Raw genomic sequence first — 23,802 nt, forward strand, 5'->3', positions numbered from 1 at the left:
CAGTCCTACCTGATCACAACCGCTTGATTCTGTGCTTGAATACACAATTCAGCCGCTTTGAATGCATGTTCCTGTGTCATCGCGATTTCCGTACGATTCAGACAGTCCAAGATCAGCTCTCCGAAAAACGGAAATCCAACCTGACCCGCCACGGCAAAATGATGCTCTCCTTCATGATTCACCATATAGACTTGATCTCCTCGCGGATCGCGTGCCACATCAATATACTTGCGCAGCTCGATATAACCGTCTGTACCGAGCACGATCGCCCTGCCGTCCCCCCATGTGCCAAGACCATTTGGCGTCATCCAATCCACGCGAAAATAATTCGTCGCCCCGTTATCGCCGATCAGCGTCGCATCACCGTAATCCTCCAGCTCCGGGTAATCCGGGTTATTGTAGTTCGCTACCTTGCTATGCGCAACGCGGGCGTCCTTACAACCGGCATAATACAAAAATTGCTCGACCTGATGACTGCCAATGTCGCAGAGAATGCCGCCATATTGTGCCTTGCGGAAGAACCAATCCGGACGTGAAGCAGCATTCAAACGGTGGGGCCCCGTGCCAATCACCTGCACCACTCGGCCGATGGCGCCTTCTCGGATCAGCTGTCCCGCGTAAATGGAACTCTCCGAATGGAGACGCTCACTGTAATAAACCATATACTTACGCCCGGTCTCAAGCGCCTTGGCTCTAGCCATAGCAACCTGCGCAAGTGTCGTGAACGGCGTCTTGTCTGTAAAATAATCCTTGCCATGATCCATGACCATCAGTCCGAGTGTGCACCGTTCGGAAGGAATCGCTGCCGATGCGACGAGCCGAACCTCCTCGTCTTGCAGAATAACGTCAAGCGATGACGCCACCTGAGCTTGCGGGTATGTGCGGCAAAATGCCGCCAACTTAAACGGGTCCGGATCGTATACCCATTTGAGCGTCCCTCCCGCTTCGATCAACCCATTACATTGGCCGTAGATATGGCCGTGATCCAGCGCTACCGCGGCGAATACGAATTCGCCGGGGGCGCATACAGGCTCAGGCTTAGCGGACTTGGGAGCATAGGTCATGCCATCTTTGTTCTGAAATTGGGGTGTTCCTGCCGCGTCTGTCATGCTATCATCCCTTCACTTTCTTGGCTCGGCTTAACACCTGCTGAAAGACGCCGCCGAAATATTGCTCCGTATCACGGCGAATGTCGCTCTCGCTGACAAACCAGCGATCTTGATGCAGACGGGCAAATTTGTCGTACAACACGCCTGTAATAATGGATCGTGAATGATCCCATTTATTAATGAGCTGCTCCAGCACCCGGCAGTCGGAATGTTGAGGAATATAGCTTGTGCCTAGCAGTTCGGTACGGAATGCCGTCATTTCCCGAATCATCGATTCCGTATGAAGGAACCACCAACAGCCGAATGGGGTCAGGTTGCGGAACTTCCGCGCCAATACGGCTAATTCATGCTGATTTTCCCTCGCAAGCACCGTCACGAGCAGCTCGAGATCCGGATACCGCAAGCATAGCCGTTCCAGCAGCCGCAGGTCGGCATGCATACTCATGTCGCCAGCAAGGCGGAGCGCCGGGTTCACCTGACGTCGAACGCCGATCATCAATGCCAGCGGCAATCCGAGCTCACGGCAGACCGGTACGACCGCTTCGTCTAGCAGCGTCGTTAACGCGTTCCCCGGTACGGGATACTGGATGTCGCCCGGCAGCGACGCCATGATGTACAACGCGCCGATACGGGAGCACCAGTCCCGCAGGAAACGCCGGACTTCAGCAAGCGTATCCTCTTGGAAGAAGGCCGAAGGATCATCCGTCGGCACATCATAGCCAAGGCTGCGCAATTCAACCGCCGCTGACGGTAAGTCGAGCAGCAGCTTGTCGATGCGCAGCGCCGCCTGGAAGCGCGCATCGGTGCAGCCGCTGCCTTCCAGCCATACCGCTCGTTCAACAGCATCGAATGGATCGTTCGTCATGACGACCGACTTCACTCTAGCTGCGGTAAGCACATCGTTCACTTGTGCGGCAGCTGTCTTATTCTGCCAGGCCGCACGGTAAGCATCCAAATTGCGCCCATAAATGGCCGGCGATAGGCCAAGTCGGTTGAGCGCGGTAATGACGCCGGAAGCTGCTTCACTAACAGGCATCCGGTCGACGAATAACGCTTGCCAGACCTTATCGGCTCTGCACGCATCGTCTAACGCCCAAAATTCATCATATGATAATTCACCCTGGCGGAAATACTCCGCTGTCAGATAATGATACACAAGCAGCTGATCGACGCCCCACAACAGCCGCTCCTCAAAATCAGCGGCGTACAAATGGGTGTGGATATCGATAACCGGCGTTTCCGAGACGATCTGCCGTACCGCTTTCTGCAGCTCGGCTAACGTTTCGATCGGCGTATCCGGTCGGCGCGATACGTTAGCATACGTAGGATCAGCATAGGTCGCAGCATGTTGTTCCATCTTGCCCTTTCCCCCTTTGTGTACGTGCGATTGATTCTTTCCACAAGCAGCTTTGCAACAGCGGCCGTTCTTAGAACGTGCCTTTCAAATTAACCGGCGCCGTACCGCTCGTAACCGCTGCTTCTGGCTTGCGATACCTTGACGATGCGATACGCTTGCGCAGCTCGGATTCATAGAGGTCTTCACTCAGCGGCAGCTCGACCCAATCATCCAGCCAAGTCGACAAATGCATCGCATTGGAGATCATCAACCCGTGAATGCCTTCCTCGCCTGGTGCAACAAGTGCTGTGCCTTTATGGATGGCGTCAACGAAATTCTGCACAATCCCGGCATGCTCCAAACTCGTGCCGTGAATCGGCACTTCGCATTTCCAATGCTCTGGCGAACCGAACGCTTCGCGGTTACGTGCATTAAAATCGCGCTCCGATTCACGCAGCCGCCAGAATGTCAGCTTGCCATCCTCAATGACAATCTTGCCTCGATCACCCGCTACTTCAAATCGGTTCGTTCCTGGCGCTTCCCCCGTCGTTGTGATGAATACGCCTGTTCCCCCATTCGCATATTCCACATACGCCGTTACGTCATCTTCCACTTCGATATCACGGTGTTTGCCAAAATGACAGAAAGCGCGAACCCGTACCGGCATTAACCCTGTCGTCCATTGCCACAGATCCAGCTGATGCGGACATTGGTTGATCAGTACACCGCCGCCTTCGCCAGCCCACGTCGCCCGCCATGAACCGGAATCGTAATAACTCTGTGATCGATACCAGTTCGTGATGATCCAATTCGTACGGCGGATTTCGCCGAGCTCACCGTCCGCAATCAGTTCCCGCAGCTTCCGGTACAGTGGATTCATGCGCTGATTGTACACAATGCCGAACACGCGGCCGCTCGCCGCTGCAGCTTCATTCATCTCCCGTACCTGCTTCGTATAGACGCCCGCCGGCTTCTCGATCAATACGTGCAAGCCATGAGCCAATGCGCGCTTCGCCTCTACCGGATGATCATAATGCGGCGTTGCGACGATAACCGCATCGACCTTGCCGGAAGTCAGCATCGCCTCGACATCCTCATACACGGGTACGCCAGCATACGTTTCCGTCGCCCAAGCGCGTTTCCCGGCGTCGCCATCGCTAATGGCCGACAATACGGCGCCTTTGATCGTGCCTGACTTTAAATGATTCGCATGCCCCGCTCCCATGTTACCTATACCGATAATTCCAATTCGAACATCACTCATACTCTTTCTCCTCCCCATATTGGATTCCGGCTGCTGCTTAATCCAGCGCATCCCACCATGTTCTCATTTGCTGGGCATATAAACTTAACATCGTTTTGGTATCATACGCTTCGCTAAAATCCTCAACGCCTAACCAGCCGTCATATCCTACAGCCTTCAGATCGGAAAGCACACGCTTCCATGGCACCATCCCCGATGCGATCGGTCTCCAGGAGCCTGACCACGTAATCGGATTCAACGGTTCGGTTTCCTTGCCGCCACGCTCCGCTTGCTTCAAATTCGGATGTTCGGCGCCGCTGGCATCCTTCGCAATCGGAGCCCAGCCTGCATTTTTGACATGAACATGTGCGAGGTAAGGACCTAGCAGCTCCATGCCCATGCGATAATTCTCGAATCCCTCGTGCACCATATTGCCCGGGTCATATAGTACGCCCACTCTATCGGGGTTCAGCCCTTGCACAAGTCGATAGGCTGCGCTTGCACTTGCTGCAATTGTAAAATGATGCGTCTCCACCAGCGCCTTCACACCATAATCACCGGCTAGTCCCTCGACAGCCTTCAAATAATCAACTGCTTCTTGGAGCAGCTCATTGTAATTGCGCGTACCGTTATACCCCGGGACGCCAACGCGAACCATCGTCGCACCGATCCGAGCCGCAAGCTTAAACATCGCCTCTGTTCCATCCAAGTCCCCGCAAGTAAGGTATGGCGTCAACGCGATCGATTGCAACCCATGCCGATCTGCCGCACTAGTAAACACAGCGAGCTGCTCGTCAGTCACCCGAGGATCGATCGTGCTTAGGTTATTGCCCCAGAAGGATGGAGTCTGCTGCTCATGATCTTGCGGCAGCTCTTTGCAGCGCCATTCCAATCCTTGAATCCCTGCGGTCGACGCTGCCCCAGCAAGCTCCTCCGGCGTTAAATCCGGTGTTGCAACGGTAAATACGGATAATTTCATCTTATTGTCCCCCTCGCTTTAATTTATCAATGGTCTCCCAAATGCCGTTCAAATACGTAGCCCCGAGTGCGCGATCATATAATCCGTAACCAGGTCGTCCTTGCTCGCCCCAGATCATCCTGCCGTGGTCCGGGCGCAGCGGCCCTGCATAATCGGTATCCCACAGCGCCTCCAGCACGCGCACCATATCGATGGAACCATCCGATGAACGATGCGACGATTCTTGGAAGGAACGTTGTCCGGTGCGAAGAATATTGCGCGTATGGGCAAAATGAATCCTTCCCCGTTCTCCGAAATCGCGGATGATCTCGATGAGATCATTATCGGGATCGGCACCCAGCGAGCCCGAGCAGAAAGTAATGCCGTTCGCAGGACTGTCGATATGGTCTACCAGCCTGCGCAGCTGTCGTAGATTGCCAACAATGCGCGGCAGCCCGAAGATCGACCATGGTGGATCGTCCGGATGAATCGCCATTTTCACACCAGCTTCTTCAGCTACAGGAATAACACGTTCCAGAAAATATGCGAGATTCGACCATAAATCATCTTCGCTCATCCCGCGGTACTGCGTAAGCAGGTGCTGCATGTCTTCTTTCGTATAGCTGGAATCCCAACCGGGCAGCGACAAATCGCCCTGCATCGGGTTCATGCGCTGGATCTGTTCATCTTCGAAAATGAGCGTTGTCGAGCCATCCGGAAGCGTGTAAGCTAGATCGGAACGTGTCCAATCGAATACCGGCATAAAGTTGTAGCACACCACAGGTATGCCTGCTTCGCCTAATCGCCGTATGGTTTGACTATAATTTTCAATCAATCGGTCGCGATTCGGCTTTCCGAGTTTAATATCTTCGTGAACCGGGACACTTTCGATGACTGCCAGCTTCATGCCATGCGACTCGATTTGAGACTGTAGAGCAGCGATCGCTTCACGCGGCCACACCTCGCCGACAGGCACATCGTATACTGCCGATACGATGCCACGAACACCCGGAATTTGCCGAATCTGCGCCAATTTCACGGGATCGTTATCACCGAACCAGCGAAACGTCATTTCCATGATCAACACCTCTTTCTAACCGTCGTTGTATCTTGCTTCATGCACGTTTTCGCTCAATTTCAGTTCATTCAGCCCCATTGTAGCACACCAAATTTACCGCTTTGGCGCTTTTTTCCATCATCTTAACCACAGTCAAATAATATGGCGAAGATCTGCGTTTCAATCAACAGTTGAAGAAATAGATTAGACACAAAAAAGAGCAACCTCACAATAAAGATTGCCCTCCCCTTCTTATAGATACTGTTCGTTTGAACCCTAGTATGTTATTATCCAAGTCATTCGATGGATAGCTATCCTGTATTCTATACAACATACCCCAGCCATTTTTACCGATATCTGCGTTATCATGGATATCTGCACTAACTTTGATAGAAACAGGGCATTAAAGCGGATAAACAGCCCTCTATCCTTCAAAAATCCAGTATAGCCCTGCTCGAAGCTCAATATCGCCCACCTATCCTGCAACAATCCAACATAGCAAGAGAGCACCGCATAATCACCCACAACAAAGGCCGTCCTTGAAGGACGGCCCACGGGTTGCCCCAGCTTGGATCATTGAATATACGTAGGAGAGAGGAATCTCTTAAAGGAGCCTATGTTCGCTCTTTGGTAGCCATTTTCACCCTTCCATCTCATCATCGAAAATGGCGGACAAGAAGCGACCGGAAAGAGATCCTCGCTCCGTCCCACTTATTCAATGATCCAATCCCCCCTGCCTCACCCACAACAAAGGCCGTCCTTGAAGGACGGCCCACGGGTTGACGACATCTCACTCAGCGATCAGCACTTGCAGGTGAGGAGGGGAATCTCCTGGAAGAGTCTACGTCCGGCATTTGGTAGCCCATTGCATCCTTCCAATCTCATCATAGCAATGGGCGGACAAGAGCCGGCTGGAAGGAGATCCCCTCCCACACCCTTGTGCAAATCGCCCCGCACGAGATCGTCAACCCCCACCGTCTTCACAGACGGCCTACTCCATATTGAACTTATACCCATACCCCCGCACCGTCTGCAGCATCTTCGGATTACTTGGGTCGAGCTCGATTTTTCGCCGCAAATTGCTCATATGCACCATCACAGTACGTTCATCGCTATCCTTGCCTTGGCCCCAGATCGTATCGAACAAATGCGAGACGCTGAAGACACGATTCGGATTCTGCAGCAGGTACATGAGCAGTTGACGCTCCTTCACGAACAACGAAACGCTCTTGCCATGCACATGGACTTCTTCGGTACGCATATCAATCTCCAAATGCCCGTGCCGCCACAGGCTCTCCTGCTCGTCCATTTCGCGTTTCATCGCCGACCGGCGCAGCTTCGACTTCACCCGTGCGACCATCACCGTCGGATTGAACGGCTTCGTAATATAATCATTGCCACCCAAATCGAGTCCGTTCACGATATCCTCATTATCCCGCTTACAGCTGATGAAGATGATCGGAACATCCGACACCATTCGAACCTGATTGCATACGTCCATCCCGCTCATCCCAGGCAGCAAAATATCCAGAAGAATCAGATCGGGATGCTCCAGCGTTAACCAACCGAGTCCCTGCTCACCGCTCTCTGCATGAACGACACGATAACCTTCCCGCTCAAGATATAACCCCATCAGCTCGCCAATTTCTTGATCATCTTCAATGACTAGAATCGTCTGTTCTTGCATCAACCTTCAACCTCCACTCTCTGCCTTACCTGCACCAAGGGGATCGTAAAATACACGTCACTGCCTTCCCCGAGCATACTGCACATCTGAATCGTCCCTTCATGAGACGCGACAATTTCTTTGCAAATGGATAAGCCGAGCCCTGCGCCCTTCTTACCTGATCGCTTATTCGCGCTTCCCCGGTAGAATCGGTCGAACAAGTGAGGAATTTCCGCCTCGGACATGCCTCTGCCTGTATCGATAACATGAACCGTAAATTCGTTCGTATCGATCTGGGCAAGAATTTGAATTTTCCCGCCGGGCTCCGTATTATTCTTCGCATTGTACAGCAAGTTCGAGACCACTTGTTCGATTCGAACAGGATCTAGAATGGCTGCGGCCGATTCCTGCTCTGGGTGGTCTCCTTGGATCTCAAATACGTAATCGTATTCGTCCAAATCGAATTTATATTTATCGTAGACTTTCCGCACAAAAGGAACAATCAGCGTTTCCCTTCGATCGAATGTAATCTGCCCCGCTTCCAGCTTCGAGAGCTCGAATAAGTCTGCGATGAGCCGATCCAAGTATAAGGTTTTCTCGAAAATAATCTTCATCGATTTCGGATCGCCAGGAGGTACGACGCCATCCATCATGGCTTTGACATAGCCTTGAATCGATGTCATCGGTGTACCTAGCTCATGCGAAATGTTGGACAGCAGATGTCTGCGGGACTGCTCCATTTGACTAAGCGATTTATTCGCTTGCAGCAGCTCGGCATTCGATTGCTCCAGCTCCAACGTCCTGCGCCGAATTTTGGTTGCGAGCGTCTGGTTCCATTCGCTTAACTCCTCGGATAGCCGCTCCGACTGCTCGAACGATCTAGAGAATTGATGAGCGAGTAAAATCCCTTGCAGAATAAGACCAATAAACATCCCAAGCGACAAAATATCTGCGAACCCAAACGTCGTCTTATAATAGAGCAATTCACTTATCACACACGGGACAATAATGAGGATCGTGGCAAGATGCATCTTCGACCCTTGCACGCCTCGTCCAACCGCCATCCCGCTAAGATACAACCAGTAAATCGTGACCGCGATAAAGACGAACAGGTAGTACGGTAGGGTCTGCGTGAATAGAAGCGCTGGCGTGAACATAACAAGCAAGCCAAGTGCTACATGAATTCCGATAATAAGGGTTGCAGCCCACCGATTGAGGAACTTCTTAAATTGATTCTGGATATAGCATGTAAAAAAGATAACACCGCCATATGCCGTCAAATATTCAAGTTTAACCGCAAACTCCCACGGCAGCTGTGGAAAGAAAGAGATGAGCAGCGACTGGCCCAGCAGCAGCGTACGCAGTCCGATCGCGAGACAAGTCAATCCGAAGAAGAGAGGCGCTTTATTCTTACTGCGCTGCAAATAAAGCAAGATATGGTAGGAGCCGAACACGAGCAGTGTCCCCGCCAAGAACACCTCGTAAGCAACACTGGCCTCACGACTGCTCATGATCACCTCAGGATCACCGAATTCGATCCGTTCCCAGATCCCCGCCTTTCGCTGCACGAAGCTCGATACCTGAATCACAAATTCCAACTCGGATTCGTGCGGTTGAAAACTAGCCATCTTCGCATAATTCGCAGGCACCGATGACTTGGTGTTCGGACCAACTACCCCGTTCTCCAGTACGAGCTCACCATTGACCCACAGCTTGTACGCCGTAGCAACGCCGTGAACGTAGACGGACTTCATCCGTCCGACCTCGGAAGACGGCAATTGAACAACGAGCCGATAGGTCGCGTAACCTTGATTCGGCAATTTCTCGTTCGCGAGCCGATAATTCGTCCAGGAATCTGGTACCTTGACCCACACGGGTTCAGGCAATACCGCCTTATCCTTCCATTGCTGCGGTTCGATCAACGACTGCCAGTAGAAGGCCCATTCGCCGTTCAATGGCAGTACGCGATCCCTTAGATGCGTCCAATGCTGTATGTTCAATACGCCATTCGACGCTGTAGGCGCCTCTTCTTGTACGGCTGCTAACAAATCCGCCCCATATACGGTTATCCCGCCGCCGCATATTCCTAATACCATGATCCATATCATGAACCAACTTCGCACCGTACGCATTTCCTCATATCCTTCGTATCAAGTCATGAACATTTCATTACATAATTCACCAAATGACGCTAAATTCCTGCATGATCTGACGGGTTAACGTGCCCTTTTCCACCTGCGCAGAAGCAGCACTAACCCATATCCGCATGCGACGAGGATCACGCCCACCGAATCCATGCCGACATCAATCGCATGCCCTGTCCGTCCTGGAACAAAGGATTGATGCCATTCATCCGAAGCCGCATAGAGAACAGAGAGAACCGCCCCCAGTAGAATCGCAGTACTGCGGAATCGCTTGGTCGCCCGCAACGTCTTGATCCACAACAGTGTCAGCAGGGCGTACTCCGCGATATGGCCCCCTTTTCGAATGATAAACTCGATGAAGTCGTACGGTTCCTTCCATGTCACAAGCCCGCCGTCATATGTAAATTCGATATGCGGCATCCATTGGTCGACGACCGATTGCGGAATCCATTCTGAGAGCATAGGACGAATATCTTGCTCCTGATATGGTTCAGCTGATTTGTAGAAAATGAACCCCATCCATAACACGGTTAGAATAAGCCACACGATAAATGATCGATGATTGCGTTGCATCATGCTGCACCCCTTTATGATTGATAAATAAGTCCATACAAGAAAAAAACATGCCAATTTATCGTTGACATGTTCGTGAAGTTGATTGTTTCTAATTGTAATTGAAATGCATTAAGCTTGCGATAGCACCGAAGAGATCAATTCGCGTTCTTGAACTTGCGCATGAATTTGATCCACGACATTCTCCATACATTTGCAAATGTAATCCTTACGGCAGATCGGGCAAGGTGTCGTGTGCAAGCGGCTGATATTTTTGACCGTCCATTCCGGATATCTATTGTAGAACATTCTGCATTTAATACCGTCCTGCAGTTCAACAACAAATTGGTAAAGGCCTTCTTTTTCGTTATAATCGGAAAGTTTGAAATCATTTACTCGAGGAATGTATGCCATAGGACCACCTTTTTAAATAAGAAATTTTCGATACGAGTTTACCGATACTCTATGATAAAGAAAAATGCGTCACGTGTCAAATACAGCTATTCCCCTTTTACGACGACATAATCCTTGTTCGTCATATGGAATTTCTCGCTCATCCCTGACGTCATGTACACTTTCTTATCCTTCGTAATAAAGATCGCTTCCGTATTCTTCATATTCTCTACGAATTTTATGCCCTCTTCTTTTCCTAATGCGAACAAAGTCGTGGACAAAGCATCCGCATCAATCGAATGATCCGTGACGATGGAGACGCTGTTCAGATCGTTGACGACCGGATAGCCCGTCTTCGGATCAAGGATATGATGATACTGCACACCATTCTCGATAAAGTATCGCTCATAGATTCCTGACGTTACGACCGTCTGGTTCTGCACACGCATGCTGCCAATTTGGTTCCCCCGACTCTCATTCGGATCTTGAATACCAATCGTCCAGTAGTCACTGCCCGGCTTCACACCAAGCGCAAAAATGTTACCGCTCAAATCGATAATGGCATTCGGCATGTCATGCTTCAATAGATATTCCGCAACTCGGTCTGCGGCGTACCCTTTGGCAATGCCTCCTAGATCCAGCGCCATTCCTTCCTTCGTCAGCTTGATTGTCTTGTTCTTCTCGTCCAGCACTAAATTCTTGTAATCAACATGTTTGAGCGCATCATCAATCTCGCTCTGCTTCGGCACATGGGCCCCCTCATTATTAATGTTCCATAGACTGACGAGCGTTCCAATCGCAACATCGAACCGCCCTTTGGAAGCTTCTGAATATTTCTGGGCCGTTTTCACAACATAAAATGTCTCGTCCGATACTTTGATCGCCTTTTTACCTGCGTTCGCATTGATCTGATAGATATCGCTTGTCTCGATCGTGCGGCTCATCTTATTCTCGATATCGTCGAGCATGGCTTTGATTTCTGTGAAATGCTGATCCGTTACTTTCTTATCGTATACCTTAATGGTGACCACCGTATCGAATACGAAGTAGGTTTGAGATTTCGGGTTGATACTCTCCGTCGCACCCTTGGATGGCGTGGTTCCGCCACAACCTGCAATCGTCACCAGACAGAGAATGAGCAGCGAAATGATAGCTTTTGAACGAAGCATGATGTTACCCCCTTAAATTGTAGCCGAACATTATACCATATATGATGCCATTTTTCAATTTCATCACGCATAGTTTAATTCAATTTTTAAGTATATAATCACAAAATAACTTAACATAAGGAGAAAAACGCGATGATGAAGCTTAGACGTGGAGATATTATGCTCATCGGTATTGTTCTACTATGTGCGATCATTTTCATCATCATAAAAGCATTTCCGAATGAAGTAAGTGACGAATCGCACAGCAAAATTGCCAAAATTACGGTAGACGGAAAAATATTCCGAACCGTTGAGCTGACGGCCGAGCCACAAGAAATTAAAGTTGAAACCGAAGACGGCCACTACAACCTGCTCAAAGTTCACGATCACGGCATCGAGATGATCGATGCGGATTGTCCAGACAAAGTCTGTCTCACCTTCGGGTTTATTACGAATCCGTCGCAGACCATTGTCTGCCTGCCGCATCGTGTCTTAGTCGAGATCGAGAACAACAATCCAATGGATCAAGGAGATGATATCGATGCCGTCGTCAAGTGATACGACATCTGCAGCGCTGCTGAAGCGTACCGTCATGATTGCGATCTTCGCTGCCGTAGCTGTCGTCTTAAGCATCATCGAATCTATGATTCCACTGCCCTTCTCGGTTCCCGGCGCGAAGCTTGGTCTTGCGAATATAATGGTGCTGACTTGTCTCTATTTCTTAAATGGAAAAGACACGCTACTGCTCATTATATTGAAGACGATTTTGACTGCCTTTATATTCGGAACCTTCTCTAGCTTCTTATTCAGCTTCTTTGGCGCCATCGTCAGCTTCGTTCTGATGTACGGCATGATGCGTATGGGACGTGAATTCTTCAGCTTGATCAGCATTAGTATCGTCGGAGGAATAGGGCATAATATCGGCCAGCTTACGGCTGCGATGATCATCTTCAAGACATCGAAGATGTTCTACTATTTGCCGGCGCTTCTACTCACAGGGGTTGTAACGGGGATTTTTATCGGCCTTGCCGTCAAATATTTGATCTCAGCCCTATCGAAGCTAACCTTATTCCAAGGGTGGACTGCACATGAGTAGCCCGATGATTCAAATGGAAGGCGTACATTTCTCCTATCAGGGGTCAAGCAGCCCGCCAATTCTGCACGATATCTCCCTCACGGTTCATCCAGGGGAATGGGTATCCATTATCGGAGCGAACGGGTCAGGCAAGTCAACCCTCGTCAAGTTATTCAATGGGCTCCTGCGCGCTACACAAGGACAAATCTTGATTCAAGGCACGCCGTTATCGAATGAGAACTTATACGATATTCGGCAGCAAATCGGGTACGTATTCCAGAATCCGGAGAATCAGTTCATTGGCACCACGGTGATGGAAGATATGGTCTTCGGACTCGAGAATCTCTGCCTCGACCATGCCGAGATGGAGCGACGCGTGAATCACTATGCTGCAAAGCTGAACATCATCTCTCTTTTATCGAAGCATCCAGGCGAGCTCTCAGGAGGACAGAAGCAGCGCGCCGCGTTAGCCGCGATTCTAGCGATGGAACCTCGCATCGTCATCTTCGATGAAGCGACTTCGATGCTGGATGAGCAATCCCGAATGGATGTCATTCGAATCATCCGTGACATGCATCAGAGCGGCGACTATACGATCATCTCTATCACCCATGATGCAGACGAAATCGAAGCATCGGATCGTGTACTGGCACTCGCCGATGGGCAGATCATAGCAGATGCGACACCAGCCAGCATCGTACAAGAGACTGAGGTGATGAGGCGATGTAACTTGATTCCGTCATTCTACATTCGACTCGCGCAGCAATTGAACACGTCATATGATTTACCCGTCCGCCATCATGCTGATGAACATGGACTACTGGAGGAACTATGCCAATTGTATTCAATGAAGTAAGCCATGCATATGGAGGAAGTCTTTCTGAGCAGCTGGCACTCGATCATGTACAATTTCATATTGAAGATGGACAGTTCGTCGGTATTATCGGTCCGACCGGCTCAGGGAAATCAACACTGCTGCAGCATTTCAATGCCATTCTACGTCCGACAGGCGGCAAGGCACAGGTGCTGGATTTTCTAATCGTCCCAGGTGAAAAGATTCACGAAGTTAAACGGCTTCGGCAGCGCGTCGGCCTTGTCTTTCAGTTCCCGGAGCAGCAGCTCTTCGCCGAAACAGTAGAACGCGATCTCTGTTATGGCCCTATGAATTTCGGTGCAACGGAAGCCGAGGCCAAAGAGCTAGCGGTCGCAGCGCTGGAACAAATCGGGCTGAGTACAGACTTGCTCCAGTGCAGTCCTTTCCAACTGAGCGGCGGACAAATGCGCAAAGTGGCCATCGCCTCCGTTCTCGCGATGAACCCCGATGTTCTCGTGTTGGATGAACCGACGGCGACGCTAGATCCTAGGAGCCGTGAAGATTTTATGAGCCTACTGCACACACTATGTAAAACCCAGAACAAGACCATCATTGTCGTGACGCACCGGCTCGATGAAGTTCTGCCTTTTACGGACCATCTGCTCGTCATGCATGAAGGCAAGCTCGTCTTCGAAGGCTCGAATCTTGAACTCTACGAACAAGCTGAGAAGCTGCCCGCATGGCGAATGGCTATTCCGAAGCCGTTCCGTGTACTGAAGTCATGTGAACGCATGACGAACAGGCAGATGGCTGACCATGTGAGGCAGGAGGGGGTCCATGCGTCATTCACGCCATTATGGGTCGCTGAACAGATCAATCAGCTCTTCCAAACCTCAGAGCGAGATGATAACGGAGGTGTGCTATGCAGCAACGATTCATCTTAGGCCGCGTCATCGCTACCGGTTCATGGGTTCATAAGCTTGACCCTCGTGCCAAAATGACTTGCATGCTGATCTATGCGGTAATTACTATCCTGCTTCATTCCTGGGCCGACTTCATCGCCGTCACCCTTGTCTCGCAATTGATTCTTCTAAGTACGAGAATCAAGCTGACGACGTACTGGCGTGCGGTGCGCCCCCTAAGATATCTCATGCTCTTTATTTTTCTGTTCCAAATCTTCCTCGAGAAGGGTGGGGATTTGTTACTTGCCTTAGGACCTATTCATATTTATTCCGAAGGAATCATCACAGCAGTATTTACGGTCTGGCGAATGTTCTTGCTCGTCACGTTCACCGCGCTGCTTACGTTCACGACAACTCCGGCCATGCTGACTCAAGCCTTAGAGGACATGCTGAAGCCGCTCCAAATATTTCGTATATCACCGCAAGCCATCGCGCTCATGCTCAGTATCGCGCTTCGGTTCATTCCGACCATCTTGGAAGAGACCGAGCGGATCGTTAAAGCACAAGCTTCCCGGGGTGCAGATCTGAAGGATCTCCCGTGGAAGGATAAAGCGAAAGCGATGATTTCGCTGCTCGTTCCCGTCACAGTCTGTGCTTTTCGGCGTGCGGAAGAGCTCGTCAATTCGATGGAAGCGCGGGGATACAAGCTAGGCGAGCCCCGCTCCAAATATTTCAGATTAACCTGGCACAGCCAGGACACCTATTTCTTACTCATTTTTATTCTTATCGGTTTGTTCATCATTTGGCAATAATCGAAGGAAGTTATGGAGGTTTTAACGATGGCTAGATATTTTCATGGTAAAGAGGTGGAGCTACTCGCTCCTGCAGGTACATTCGATATATTCAAGACGGTCATTGAGACCAATTGCGATGCCGTTTATTTCGGGGGCCCGAGCCTCAATATGCGGATGATGCGCAAAGGCTACAATCTCAGTTATGAAGAGATAGAGCAAGCGATCTCCATCGCCCACGACTTAGGCAAGAAAACGTACATTACCCTCAACAACCTGATTAATGAACATGATATGGAGGACGCTAGACAGTATCTCACATTCATTCATCAAGCGAAGCCCGATGCCATTATCGTTCAGGATTTCGCCGTCCTCTCCCTGATCAAGGAGATGGGGCTAGACATCAATGTTCATTCGTCCGTCATGATGAACGTTCACAATCTACCAATGATTGAATTCCTCGCAGAGATGGGCGTCACCCGGGTCGTTGCTTCACGCGAGATGGATCTCCAGACCGCAAGATATCTGCAAGCCAAATCCGGCATGGAGTTCGAATATTTCGTGCACGGGGATATGTGTACGGTGCATGGCGCGAACTGCCATATCAGCTCGATGATCTTCGGCATGAGCAGCAACCGCGGTCAATGCATGAAGCCGTGCCGCTGGGAATACCGCGTGAAGAAGGATGGCTGCGTCTATCCAACGGAATATCCGCTTGCCGCCAAAGATATGAACTTATACGAATACATCCCAGAGCTGATCGAATCCGGCATCACTTCCTTCAAAATCGAGGGACGGATGCGGGACAAAGAATTCGTCACGATGCTCATTAACAGCTACGGCGATGCCATTGATCGGTACATCGAAGATCCGATCGGATACAATCGCTCCGAGAACTCGCAAGAGCTATTCGAACATCGGAAACGCGATTTCTCTACCGCGTATGCCTTCGGCAAGCCAGGGCTATCTTACATTAATCGCCGTTATGAAGGCACCGGCAAGTTCTACAGCACAGGCAAAGTCTTCAGTACGCCAACACCTGAACGCGACATTCAAGAAGACCGCTTAGATGTTATTCGGACATCCTTGGCTACGATTCATCGGCCAGAAGCTGCATCACGGGAGCTATCCGTTCGCGTCAATAATATTGCGCAAGCGAAGGTAGCAATCGAAGAAGGCGTGCACTATATCTACTTAGCTGGCGATGTCTACGCACCCGATCGTCCATTCACGCGTCAAGAGATTGTAGAGTTGACGGCCATGAAAGGATCATCCCGTATCTATTTGGCTTTACCGCGAATGATGTCTGAACTTCATTTTGAGCAGTATGAACATCTATTGCGGTCAGCAGACTTAGGCATCGACGGTATCGTCGTGACGAATATCGGCGCGCTGCATCGCTTCAAGAAATTCGGCATCCCGATGATTGGCGACTATAATCTGAACGTCACGAATAATCAGTCCGCGATGTTCTACAACGAGCATGGACTGAGCCGTTTTACCGCTTCCATCGAGCTTCCGCTGGAGCATTTCACAGAGCTGCTCTCGCATACGACGGTTCCGATGGAAATCGTCGTTCACGGTTCACCTGTCGTGATGTACTTGGAACTCGATTTATATGAGAATACAGAAGTCTTCCAATCCATTGCGGAAGAAGACAACAAATTCGTCGATAACCGCTATCTCGTCCTCATGACAGATAAAGGCGAGAACCCGGTATATCGCGACCAATTCGGCCGGAATCATCTCACGACAGCCAAGGAACTCTGCTATCTTCCTATTCTTCCTGATCTTATCCAAGCTGGCGTTCGACATTTCCGCGTTGAAGGAAGCACGTATACACCCGAGCAATTGCGCAGCATTCTTAGCACGTATCGTAAGGCGCTTGAGGCGCCTGAGCAGTGTGCGGCATTATATGAACAACGTTCACCGGTCTATGCCGGATATACACTTGGCACATTATCTTTCGGTAAGGCCGTACAAGAAGAAGCAGTGACCATCAAGTAAGATCATGACCAATAGAAAGGAGCGCGATCCCAATGACTCAGTCGATCGGCGCAGACCAAATTCTACACAAACGTAAAACGTTCATGTTCCCTTGCACCAGCCACTTCTATAAGCAGCCTCCTCAAATTGTACGAGGACATATGCAATATTTATACGACGAGAAAGATACCCCTTATGTCGACTTCTTCGCCGGGGTATCCGTCGTCGCTTGCGGACATTGCAATGAGCACATTACACGAGCAACAACAAAGCAGCTTGAGACGCTGCAGCACACATCGACGATCTATCTGACACAACCGATGGTTGATCTTGCAGAACGTCTTGCGCGTATTCTTCCAGGGGAGTTGAAGCGGACATTCTTCGTCAACAGCGGCTCTGAAGCGAATGAAGGCGCCTTGCTCGCGGCACGTCTTCACACCAATAAGCGTGATTTCATCGCTCTCGATTTCGGATTGCATGGACGCACTTCCTTAACGATGAGCGTGACCGGCATCCCGATGTGGCGTACGGATCCATATCTCGAGAAGAACACGCACTTCATTCCACGGCCATTCGATCCTAGTCTGTCCTTGGAAGAGGCCGCTGATGTCTCTCTACGGGCGCTGCGCAAAGTTCTTGACGAGAAGGGCGATACCATCGCAGCGATGATTGTCGAGCCAATTCAAGGCAACGGCGGTATTATCGTACCGGCGAAGCACTATTTCCAAGAGGTGCAGGCTCTGCTCAAGCGGCATAATGTCTTGCTCATTGCGGATGAAATTCAGACCGGCTTTGGTCGCACGGGAGCAATGTTCGCTATGGACCACTTCGGTGTCGTCCCTGACATCCTATCGATGGCGAAGGCGCTTGGCAACGGCACGCCGATCGGCTGCTTCTCGACGACGGATGCCATCGCGAATACCTTTAACCGTCCTTCGGCTTCCACCTTCGGCGGGAATCCTGTTTCCTCCGTTACAGCAATGGCCGTACTCGATTATATCGAACAAGAGAAATTAGTGCGTCGTTCACAGAAGCTTGGTCAGCTGCTGAAGGATGGCCTGCTGGAACTGAAGCAAAAGTACAATTTCATTACGGATGTACGCGGTATGGGATTGATGGTTGGGATGGAGATCTTGGGGGATGCGCCTCAACGCGGCGCTGAGGCCGTTGATATGATCATTGAATGTATGAAGAATCGGGGCTTCATTATCGGTAAAAATGGCGTGAACCGCAACGTACTGGCATTCCAGCCGCCGCTCGTCATCCACGAATCCAACATTCGCAGAATGCTCTCGGCGCTCGAAGATGTCTGTACAGGAGGTCATGCATGGTTATACGAAGCGTCACCAGCAAAATAAGACTCTTCGGCGAGCTCGTCATGTTCTCGCATACCCTCTTCTCGCTGCCATTCGCCATTATTTCCTTGCTATGGGCATCGAATGGCTGGCCATCCTGGTATGTGATTACATGGTCACTGATCGCACTCGTCGCAGCCCGCAATGGCGCGAATGCCTTTAATCGGCTGGCGGATTTGAAATTCGATACACTCAATCCCCGAACCGCATCGCGCCATATGCCGAAAAAGATGCTCCTGCCGAGAGAAGTCATCTGGTTCGTTATTCTGAATTACACCTTATTCGTATTTGCAGCAGCGATGCTGAACCCGCTCTGCTTCGCATTATCGCCTGTCGCGATCATGCTGATTACGGCATACTCTTATACGAAGCGGTTCACGTGGCTCTGCCATCTGTTCTTAGGCTTCACGATAGCGTCTGCCCCGATTGGCGCTTGGTTCGCTGTTACCGGGCAGTTCGCCTTTACCCCGTTTATTCTCGGGACAATCGTCATGCTCTGGATCGCAGGCTTTGACATCATCTATGCGACGCAGGATATCGATTTTGATCGCAAAAACGGTCTCTGGTCCGTACCGAGCATATTCGGATTCGAAGATGCGCTCTACATCTCGCGCGCCCTGCACTTCATCATGGTACTCTTGCTCTTTAGCCTTGCCTTCATTCGTGATCTCGGCTGGATCTACCTGCTCGGCATCTTTATGGCTACCCTGCTGCTGCTCACCGAGCATCGCATTATTAAACCGAGCAATCGTCACCTGATGAAAATCGCATCCTATAAGCTGAATCAGGTCATTAGTATGGTGATCTTATTCTGTACACTGCTAGATTTTATCTTATTGTAATCGTAAAGGCTTCGTCTGACCCGCAAAGGTCAACGAAGCCTTTTAACATTATTGCTTATTCGCCTTCTCTTTCAAAATCGCCGCATACTCATCGGTCATTTTACGCAAGAACGTATTCACGTCTTCCTTGCCTTTATCCTTAATCATTTCAGAGGTCTTATCACTGATAATATTGGCTTCATAGTAGAAAATATCAGGACCGTATGGTGAGTATACCGGTGTTGCCGCCTTTCCTTTATAGGCTGCATCAATGTTGTAGACGCCTACTTTATCTTCCCCAGCAAGATATTGACGAATCTCCGGATCTTTCACAACTGGCGGAGCACCGCCGATCGCGATATTCTTCTGATTCTCTTCGGATACTGCGAACTCTAACACTTTGAAGGCCTCTTCAATATGTTTGCTCGCTGGGTTAATGGCAAGCGTAAGTGGAATATTGTTCGGCAATACACCTGGGAGATCGCTCCAGCTTGGGTAAGCGGACATGCCGAAATTCAAGCCTTCTGTATGCGCATAGAGCTTCGCACTGTTCACGAATGATAGAATCATACCGACATTGCCCTTCTCAAAGCCGAAATTATCCTTCTGCGATTCATCAGGCACATTGCCTGGTATTTTGATTACTCGTTGAATCAAGTTGAAATACTTCGCGAATTTCGGATCCTTCTCGAATAGAATCTCGCCCGTCTCCGGATTGGTACCAGTAGCGGACAATTGGAGCATCGCCTGGGACAGACCACGGGCAGCCAGACCGACATACTCAGCATCTCCGTGCTTGCCAGCAATCTTCGCTGCCATATCCAATACCTCGTCCCATGTTGGCGTCTCGCTCGGATATTCGATGCCCAGCTTATCGAAAATATCCTTGTTATAGAATAGATTTACGACGACATCCTCAAGCGGCATGCCCAGCAATCGATTCTTCTGTTCCGGGTCGCGCTGCCGTATCGCCTCAATCGCACCGTCACGGAATTTGGTAAGGTCCACATTATTTTTGGCAACCAAATCATCCAAAGGGTAGGTCATTTCAAGATCATGTAATGTAACAAACGGGTCTGTAACCAGCATAATGTCTGGGGAGTTGTTCGCAGCATTCGCTTCTTGTATTTTCTCTGCAGATGCAAATGCACTGATATGTTCAATTTTGATATGAGGATATTTCTTCTCTAATGCATCCGCAAGACGGATTCTGACCTCTTCACCGCCCCACGGCGTCATAAATTTAATCGTGACAGGTTCGTTCGATTCGGTTGTAGCCTCAGCATTGTTATTCGTTGCTGGCTCTGTCTTATTGTCATCTACTGCTGCCTCAGTAGTCGGTTTTGGTTCTTCTGTCGTCTTGGTTGAGTTGCCGCACGCCGATAGTAGAATGGACATGATGCATGTTGTAATCAGGAATAATGTCATCATTTTTCTAGTCTTCTTCAATCGATTCCCTCCTTTTTTGTAAACCCTTTCATAAGTTATTTCGCAAAAAAGCAAGAAATTGGGCCGCCAATCCCGTACATTCCCCCTTTCAATCATTCCTTTTATCCGAATTTAATATATCAAAAACGGTGTGTACGTCGTGTGATTTTTGTGTGTTTTTCCTGTGAATCTCATCCTGTTCGCAGCCAAAAAAAGACTGTCCATACAAGAGATCTCCCCTGTAGGACAGTCTTTTTCCAAGCCATCATATCCTTACTTCGATGCAAGCGCCTTCTGATAGATCTCAAGGTACTGCGCTAATTGCAGACCATCCAAACCTTTCACATAAGCGTCCCATTCCTTGTTAATGTCCTTCGAACCTGTAATGAATTGCGCCATATTCGACTTCACGTAGTCGACCAAGGTTGTCTTGATCTGAGCGCTAATCTCAGCATCCTCGAGGGCGATGAAGAGACCGTTCGGATATTGCTCCTTGGAATGATAAGGCTCATATTCCTTGGATACGTTGTTGAGACGTGTACCGTAGCCGTTATCTGCGAGCGGATCTTGTGGAGCTGTCCATGAAGCACGGTACGCATACGTTCTGAGCGATGGACCAATTTGCTCCCAGCCATCATTATGGGTTGGTTTCTTATCGGTTTTGACGATGTTCGTATATTTGGCAGGTTTGCCGTCCATCCCTAACTCGCCTTCCGTTGCTTTGCGCCAGCCACCGCCTTCAGGCCCGTTCTCTTGCAATACAATCGATTCTTCTGTATACAGGTAATCTGCGAAGCGGATTGCAGCGATTTGCTGCTCAGGAGTCGCTTTGTTCGTAATCGCAAATTGCGAGTTATTGATGCCTGCGAAGAACAACGTCTGCTGAACGCCATTTGGTCCTTTGAGCGGTGGAACCACGACATAGTCTTTGTGGCGCGGCGCCTTGCTGTCCATACTGTACGCATAGCTGATTAATGCCGTCGACAGCGCACCCATGACGTTATCCTTCTCACGATTCGCGAGCTGTTGGATCGCATCTGCATTTTGCGTGAAGGAAGCTGGGTCAATCAGACCTTCTTTATATAATTGATTCAAGTATAAGAGCCCTTGCTTCCATTCCTCTTTATTCGCAACAAAGTCGACCTTGCCGTCTACGACACGTAGGAACGTACCTGCATTTTTCTCCGTATAGTCATCGACGATGAAGGAGTTCATCAAGAAGGCTGAGACGTTCCCTGTCCACATCTCATCGGAGCCCGTCAATGGGATCTCATCCGCTTTGCCGTTGCCATTCGGATCCTTCTCTTTGAAAGCCTTCAATACGTTATGGAATTCTTCCGTCGTGGTTGGAACTTGTAATCCCAATTTATCAAGCCATGCTTTATTGATCCACATTTTGAGCGCATTATCACAGTGATAACACTCATTCACTTGCGGCAGCGCGTAGATGTTGCCGTCTGGTGCTGTAATCGATGCTTTCATATACGGTATATCGGCCATCGCTTTCTTGATGTTCGGCGCATATTTATCGATCAGATCATTAAGCGGAATGAAGACGCCTTGCTTGCCGTACTTCATTTGTTCCTCTTTGGTGAGCGCACCATGTAAAATGACTTCCGGGTAGTCGCCGCTCGCGAGCATCAGCTGCTTCCGATCATTCAGCGCATTATCCGGCACCAAATCCCATTCAATCTTAATATTCGTCTTCTCTTCGAGGAACTTCGTGTAAGTGTTCGTCTCCATATTCTCAATGGTGGATAACTGAGGCGCGAACATCTTAATCGTCATCGGCTTCTTCACGATCGGATACGTACCCACTTCCGTGAACACATCCTCCTGTGCCGCAGGCTTCTCACCTGACGGGTCCGCTGGCTGCTCTGACTGCTGCGAGCTGTTGCCGCCGCAAGCGCTGAGCATGAGTGCCAAGGTGAGTACCAAACTTAATGTCCCTGCAAACGTCTTCGTCCATTTTTTTCTCATAAAGACTACGCCTCCATTATCATCTTAATGGTAAATCATGACCCTGTCATCCTTGTGCTAATGCCCACGTGCGAAATGATTTGCGGCTGCCGCATCCCCCCTCTCAAGCATGTTACCGATCATTAACCTTTCAGCGAACCGATCATAACCCCTTTAACGAAATGCTTCTGCACGAACGGGTAGATGATCAGCACCGGAGCGCTCGCGACGACGATCAAGGAATACTTGAGCAAATCTCTTAATCCTTGCTGCGCCTGCATCTGATCGACATTCGCCATCATCGAAGGATCAACGGTATTTAAGATGAGAATATTGCGCAAGATGATCTGCAGCGGGAATAGATCTGGTGACCGAAGGAATATCAGAGCGTCAAAATAAGCGTTCCAATGGCCTACGGCATACATAAGTGTCATAACCGCAATAATCGGCTTCGACAACGGCAGTACTATACTCCATATGAATCGAATATCACTGCATCCGTCCAGTTCTGCGGCTTCAGCTAATTCATCCGGAATCGACGTCTGGAAGAAGGTACGTGCAACAATAACCTGGAATACCGCGAGCGCGCCTGGCAGGATCATCGCCCACCGTGTATCCAGCAAGTGCAGATTTTTGACGACCATGTAGAAAGGAATTAATCCTCCATCGAACATCATGGTGATTACGAGAAGCACCATCACGAAGTTGCGTCCATAGAAGGTCTTCTTCGCGAGCGGATAGGCGAGCATAATCGTCAGCAAGACGTTGATGATTGTTCCGACAACCGTATAGAAGAGTGAATTCATATATCCGACGCCGATTTGCGCATTATTGAACACCGCCTTGTAGCCAGCTAGTGTAAAATCAACGGGGAACAGCCAGACTTTACCCGATACGACAGCCTGCGGCGAGCTTACGGAAGAGCTTAGAATGTAGATCAGTGGGAGTGCCACGATCAATAAGATCACTGTCAAGAATAGATAGACTAAACCTAGGAACAGGCGGTCACCCTTGGATTCTTGAATACGAGTTGCATTTATCATAAGGACTCCTCTCTCCTTCTTC

General features: G+C 49.8%; 21 protein-coding genes. 8 read left to right on the forward strand and 13 right to left on the reverse strand.

Going from position 1 to position 23,802, the window contains the following annotated elements; translation table 11 throughout:
- Positions 1-5: 5 nt before the first annotated feature.
- The 10 genes from GCU39_RS19130 to GCU39_RS19175 all read right to left on the reverse strand — a co-directional run bounded on the left by GCU39_RS19130 (position 6) and on the right by GCU39_RS19175 (position 11,627).
- Entirely contained in the window at positions 6-1,109 is a 1,104-nt protein-coding gene (locus GCU39_RS19130) for a Gfo/Idh/MocA family protein (RefSeq protein WP_152394982.1), read from the reverse strand.
- Between the two features lie 4 nt (positions 1,110-1,113).
- Positions 1,114-2,466 (reverse strand): glucuronate isomerase, encoded by a 1,353-nt coding sequence (locus tag GCU39_RS19135; protein WP_193726549.1) that lies wholly within the window; start codon positions 2,464-2,466, stop codon positions 1,114-1,116.
- 70 nt (positions 2,467-2,536) lie between these two features.
- On the reverse strand, positions 2,537-3,709 hold the full coding sequence (locus tag GCU39_RS19140) for a Gfo/Idh/MocA family protein (protein ID WP_152394983.1): 1,173 nt from the start codon (positions 3,707-3,709) through the stop codon (positions 2,537-2,539).
- A gap of 37 nt (positions 3,710-3,746) precedes the next feature.
- Complete coding sequence (locus tag GCU39_RS19145) at positions 3,747-4,667, reverse strand: sugar phosphate isomerase/epimerase family protein (RefSeq protein ID WP_152394984.1); 921 nt, start codon at positions 4,665-4,667, stop codon at positions 3,747-3,749.
- A gap of 1 nt (position 4,668) precedes the next feature.
- Positions 4,669-5,724: a mannonate dehydratase gene (gene uxuA / locus GCU39_RS19150; protein ID WP_152394985.1), complete on the reverse strand. Its 1,056-nt coding sequence runs from the start codon at positions 5,722-5,724 to the stop codon at positions 4,669-4,671.
- A gap of 970 nt (positions 5,725-6,694) precedes the next feature.
- A complete protein-coding gene (locus GCU39_RS19155) occupies positions 6,695-7,390 on the reverse strand; it encodes a response regulator transcription factor (RefSeq protein WP_152397332.1) in 696 nt (231 codons plus the stop codon).
- Positions 7,390-9,501: an ATP-binding protein gene (locus GCU39_RS19160; RefSeq protein WP_152394986.1), complete on the reverse strand. Its 2,112-nt coding sequence runs from the start codon at positions 9,499-9,501 to the stop codon at positions 7,390-7,392. The genes GCU39_RS19155 and GCU39_RS19160 overlap by 1 nt, the downstream gene beginning before the upstream one ends.
- Positions 9,502-9,585: 84 nt before the next feature.
- Entirely contained in the window at positions 9,586-10,089 is a 504-nt protein-coding gene (locus GCU39_RS19165) for a VanZ family protein (protein WP_193726550.1), read from the reverse strand.
- A gap of 108 nt (positions 10,090-10,197) precedes the next feature.
- Positions 10,198-10,479 (reverse strand): hypothetical protein, encoded by a 282-nt coding sequence (locus tag GCU39_RS19170; RefSeq protein WP_152394987.1) that lies wholly within the window; start codon positions 10,477-10,479, stop codon positions 10,198-10,200.
- Positions 10,480-10,565: 86 nt separating this feature from the next.
- Positions 10,566-11,627, reverse strand: a complete 1,062-nt coding sequence (locus GCU39_RS19175; RefSeq protein ID WP_152394988.1) for an FAD:protein FMN transferase — start codon at positions 11,625-11,627, stop codon at positions 10,566-10,568.
- A 132-nt stretch (positions 11,628-11,759) separates the two neighbouring features.
- Here GCU39_RS19175 and GCU39_RS19180 point away from each other — a divergent pair, with 132 nt between their 5' ends.
- Genes GCU39_RS19180 through GCU39_RS19215 form a run of 8 tightly spaced genes read left to right on the forward strand, consistent with a single transcriptional unit; the run spans position 11,760 to position 19,371 of the window.
- Complete coding sequence (locus GCU39_RS19180; RefSeq protein WP_152394989.1) at positions 11,760-12,164, forward strand: NusG domain II-containing protein; 405 nt, start codon at positions 11,760-11,762, stop codon at positions 12,162-12,164.
- A complete protein-coding gene (locus GCU39_RS19185; RefSeq protein ID WP_193726551.1) occupies positions 12,148-12,702 on the forward strand; it encodes a Gx transporter family protein in 555 nt (184 codons plus the stop codon). Before GCU39_RS19180 ends, GCU39_RS19185 begins: the two co-directional genes overlap by 17 nt.
- Entirely contained in the window at positions 12,695-13,537 is an 843-nt protein-coding gene (locus tag GCU39_RS19190; RefSeq protein WP_152394990.1) for an ATP-binding cassette domain-containing protein, read from the forward strand. The genes GCU39_RS19185 and GCU39_RS19190 overlap by 8 nt, the downstream gene beginning before the upstream one ends.
- Positions 13,513-14,439, forward strand: coding sequence for an energy-coupling factor transporter ATPase (locus GCU39_RS19195; RefSeq protein WP_152394991.1), 927 nt, complete (start codon positions 13,513-13,515; stop codon positions 14,437-14,439). Before GCU39_RS19190 ends, GCU39_RS19195 begins: the two co-directional genes overlap by 25 nt.
- The gene (locus GCU39_RS19200) at positions 14,418-15,209 is read left to right on the forward strand and encodes an energy-coupling factor transporter transmembrane component T family protein (protein WP_152394992.1); all 792 of its coding nucleotides are present in this window, start codon (positions 14,418-14,420) and stop codon (positions 15,207-15,209) included. The genes GCU39_RS19195 and GCU39_RS19200 overlap by 22 nt, the downstream gene beginning before the upstream one ends.
- A gap of 27 nt (positions 15,210-15,236) precedes the next feature.
- A complete protein-coding gene (locus GCU39_RS19205) occupies positions 15,237-17,195 on the forward strand; it encodes a peptidase U32 family protein (RefSeq protein ID WP_152394993.1) in 1,959 nt (652 codons plus the stop codon).
- Between the two features lie 32 nt (positions 17,196-17,227).
- Complete coding sequence (locus GCU39_RS19210) at positions 17,228-18,532, forward strand: aspartate aminotransferase family protein (protein WP_152394994.1); 1,305 nt, start codon at positions 17,228-17,230, stop codon at positions 18,530-18,532.
- Positions 18,502-19,371 (forward strand): UbiA-like polyprenyltransferase, encoded by an 870-nt coding sequence (locus GCU39_RS19215; protein ID WP_152394995.1) that lies wholly within the window; start codon positions 18,502-18,504, stop codon positions 19,369-19,371. Before GCU39_RS19210 ends, GCU39_RS19215 begins: the two co-directional genes overlap by 31 nt.
- A gap of 48 nt (positions 19,372-19,419) precedes the next feature.
- On the opposite strand, the gene GCU39_RS19220 is transcribed toward GCU39_RS19215, so the two are convergent.
- The 3 genes from GCU39_RS19220 to GCU39_RS19230 form a co-directional block, all read right to left on the reverse strand.
- Positions 19,420-20,799 (reverse strand): ABC transporter substrate-binding protein, encoded by a 1,380-nt coding sequence (locus GCU39_RS19220; RefSeq protein ID WP_193726552.1) that lies wholly within the window; start codon positions 20,797-20,799, stop codon positions 19,420-19,422.
- A gap of 252 nt (positions 20,800-21,051) precedes the next feature.
- A complete protein-coding gene (locus tag GCU39_RS19225) occupies positions 21,052-22,758 on the reverse strand; it encodes an ABC transporter substrate-binding protein (protein ID WP_152394997.1) in 1,707 nt (568 codons plus the stop codon).
- Between the two features lie 122 nt (positions 22,759-22,880).
- Positions 22,881-23,780 carry a carbohydrate ABC transporter permease gene (locus tag GCU39_RS19230; RefSeq protein WP_152394998.1) on the reverse strand — a complete coding sequence of 300 codons (900 nt, stop codon included), beginning with the start codon at positions 23,778-23,780 and terminating at the stop codon, positions 22,881-22,883.
- Positions 23,781-23,802: the final 22 nt, after the last annotated feature.

Origin of the sequence: Paenibacillus guangzhouensis, from assembly GCF_009363075.1 — a bacterium.
In the GTDB taxonomy this organism is placed as follows: Bacteria; Bacillota; Bacilli; order Paenibacillales; family Paenibacillaceae; genus Paenibacillus_K; species Paenibacillus_K guangzhouensis.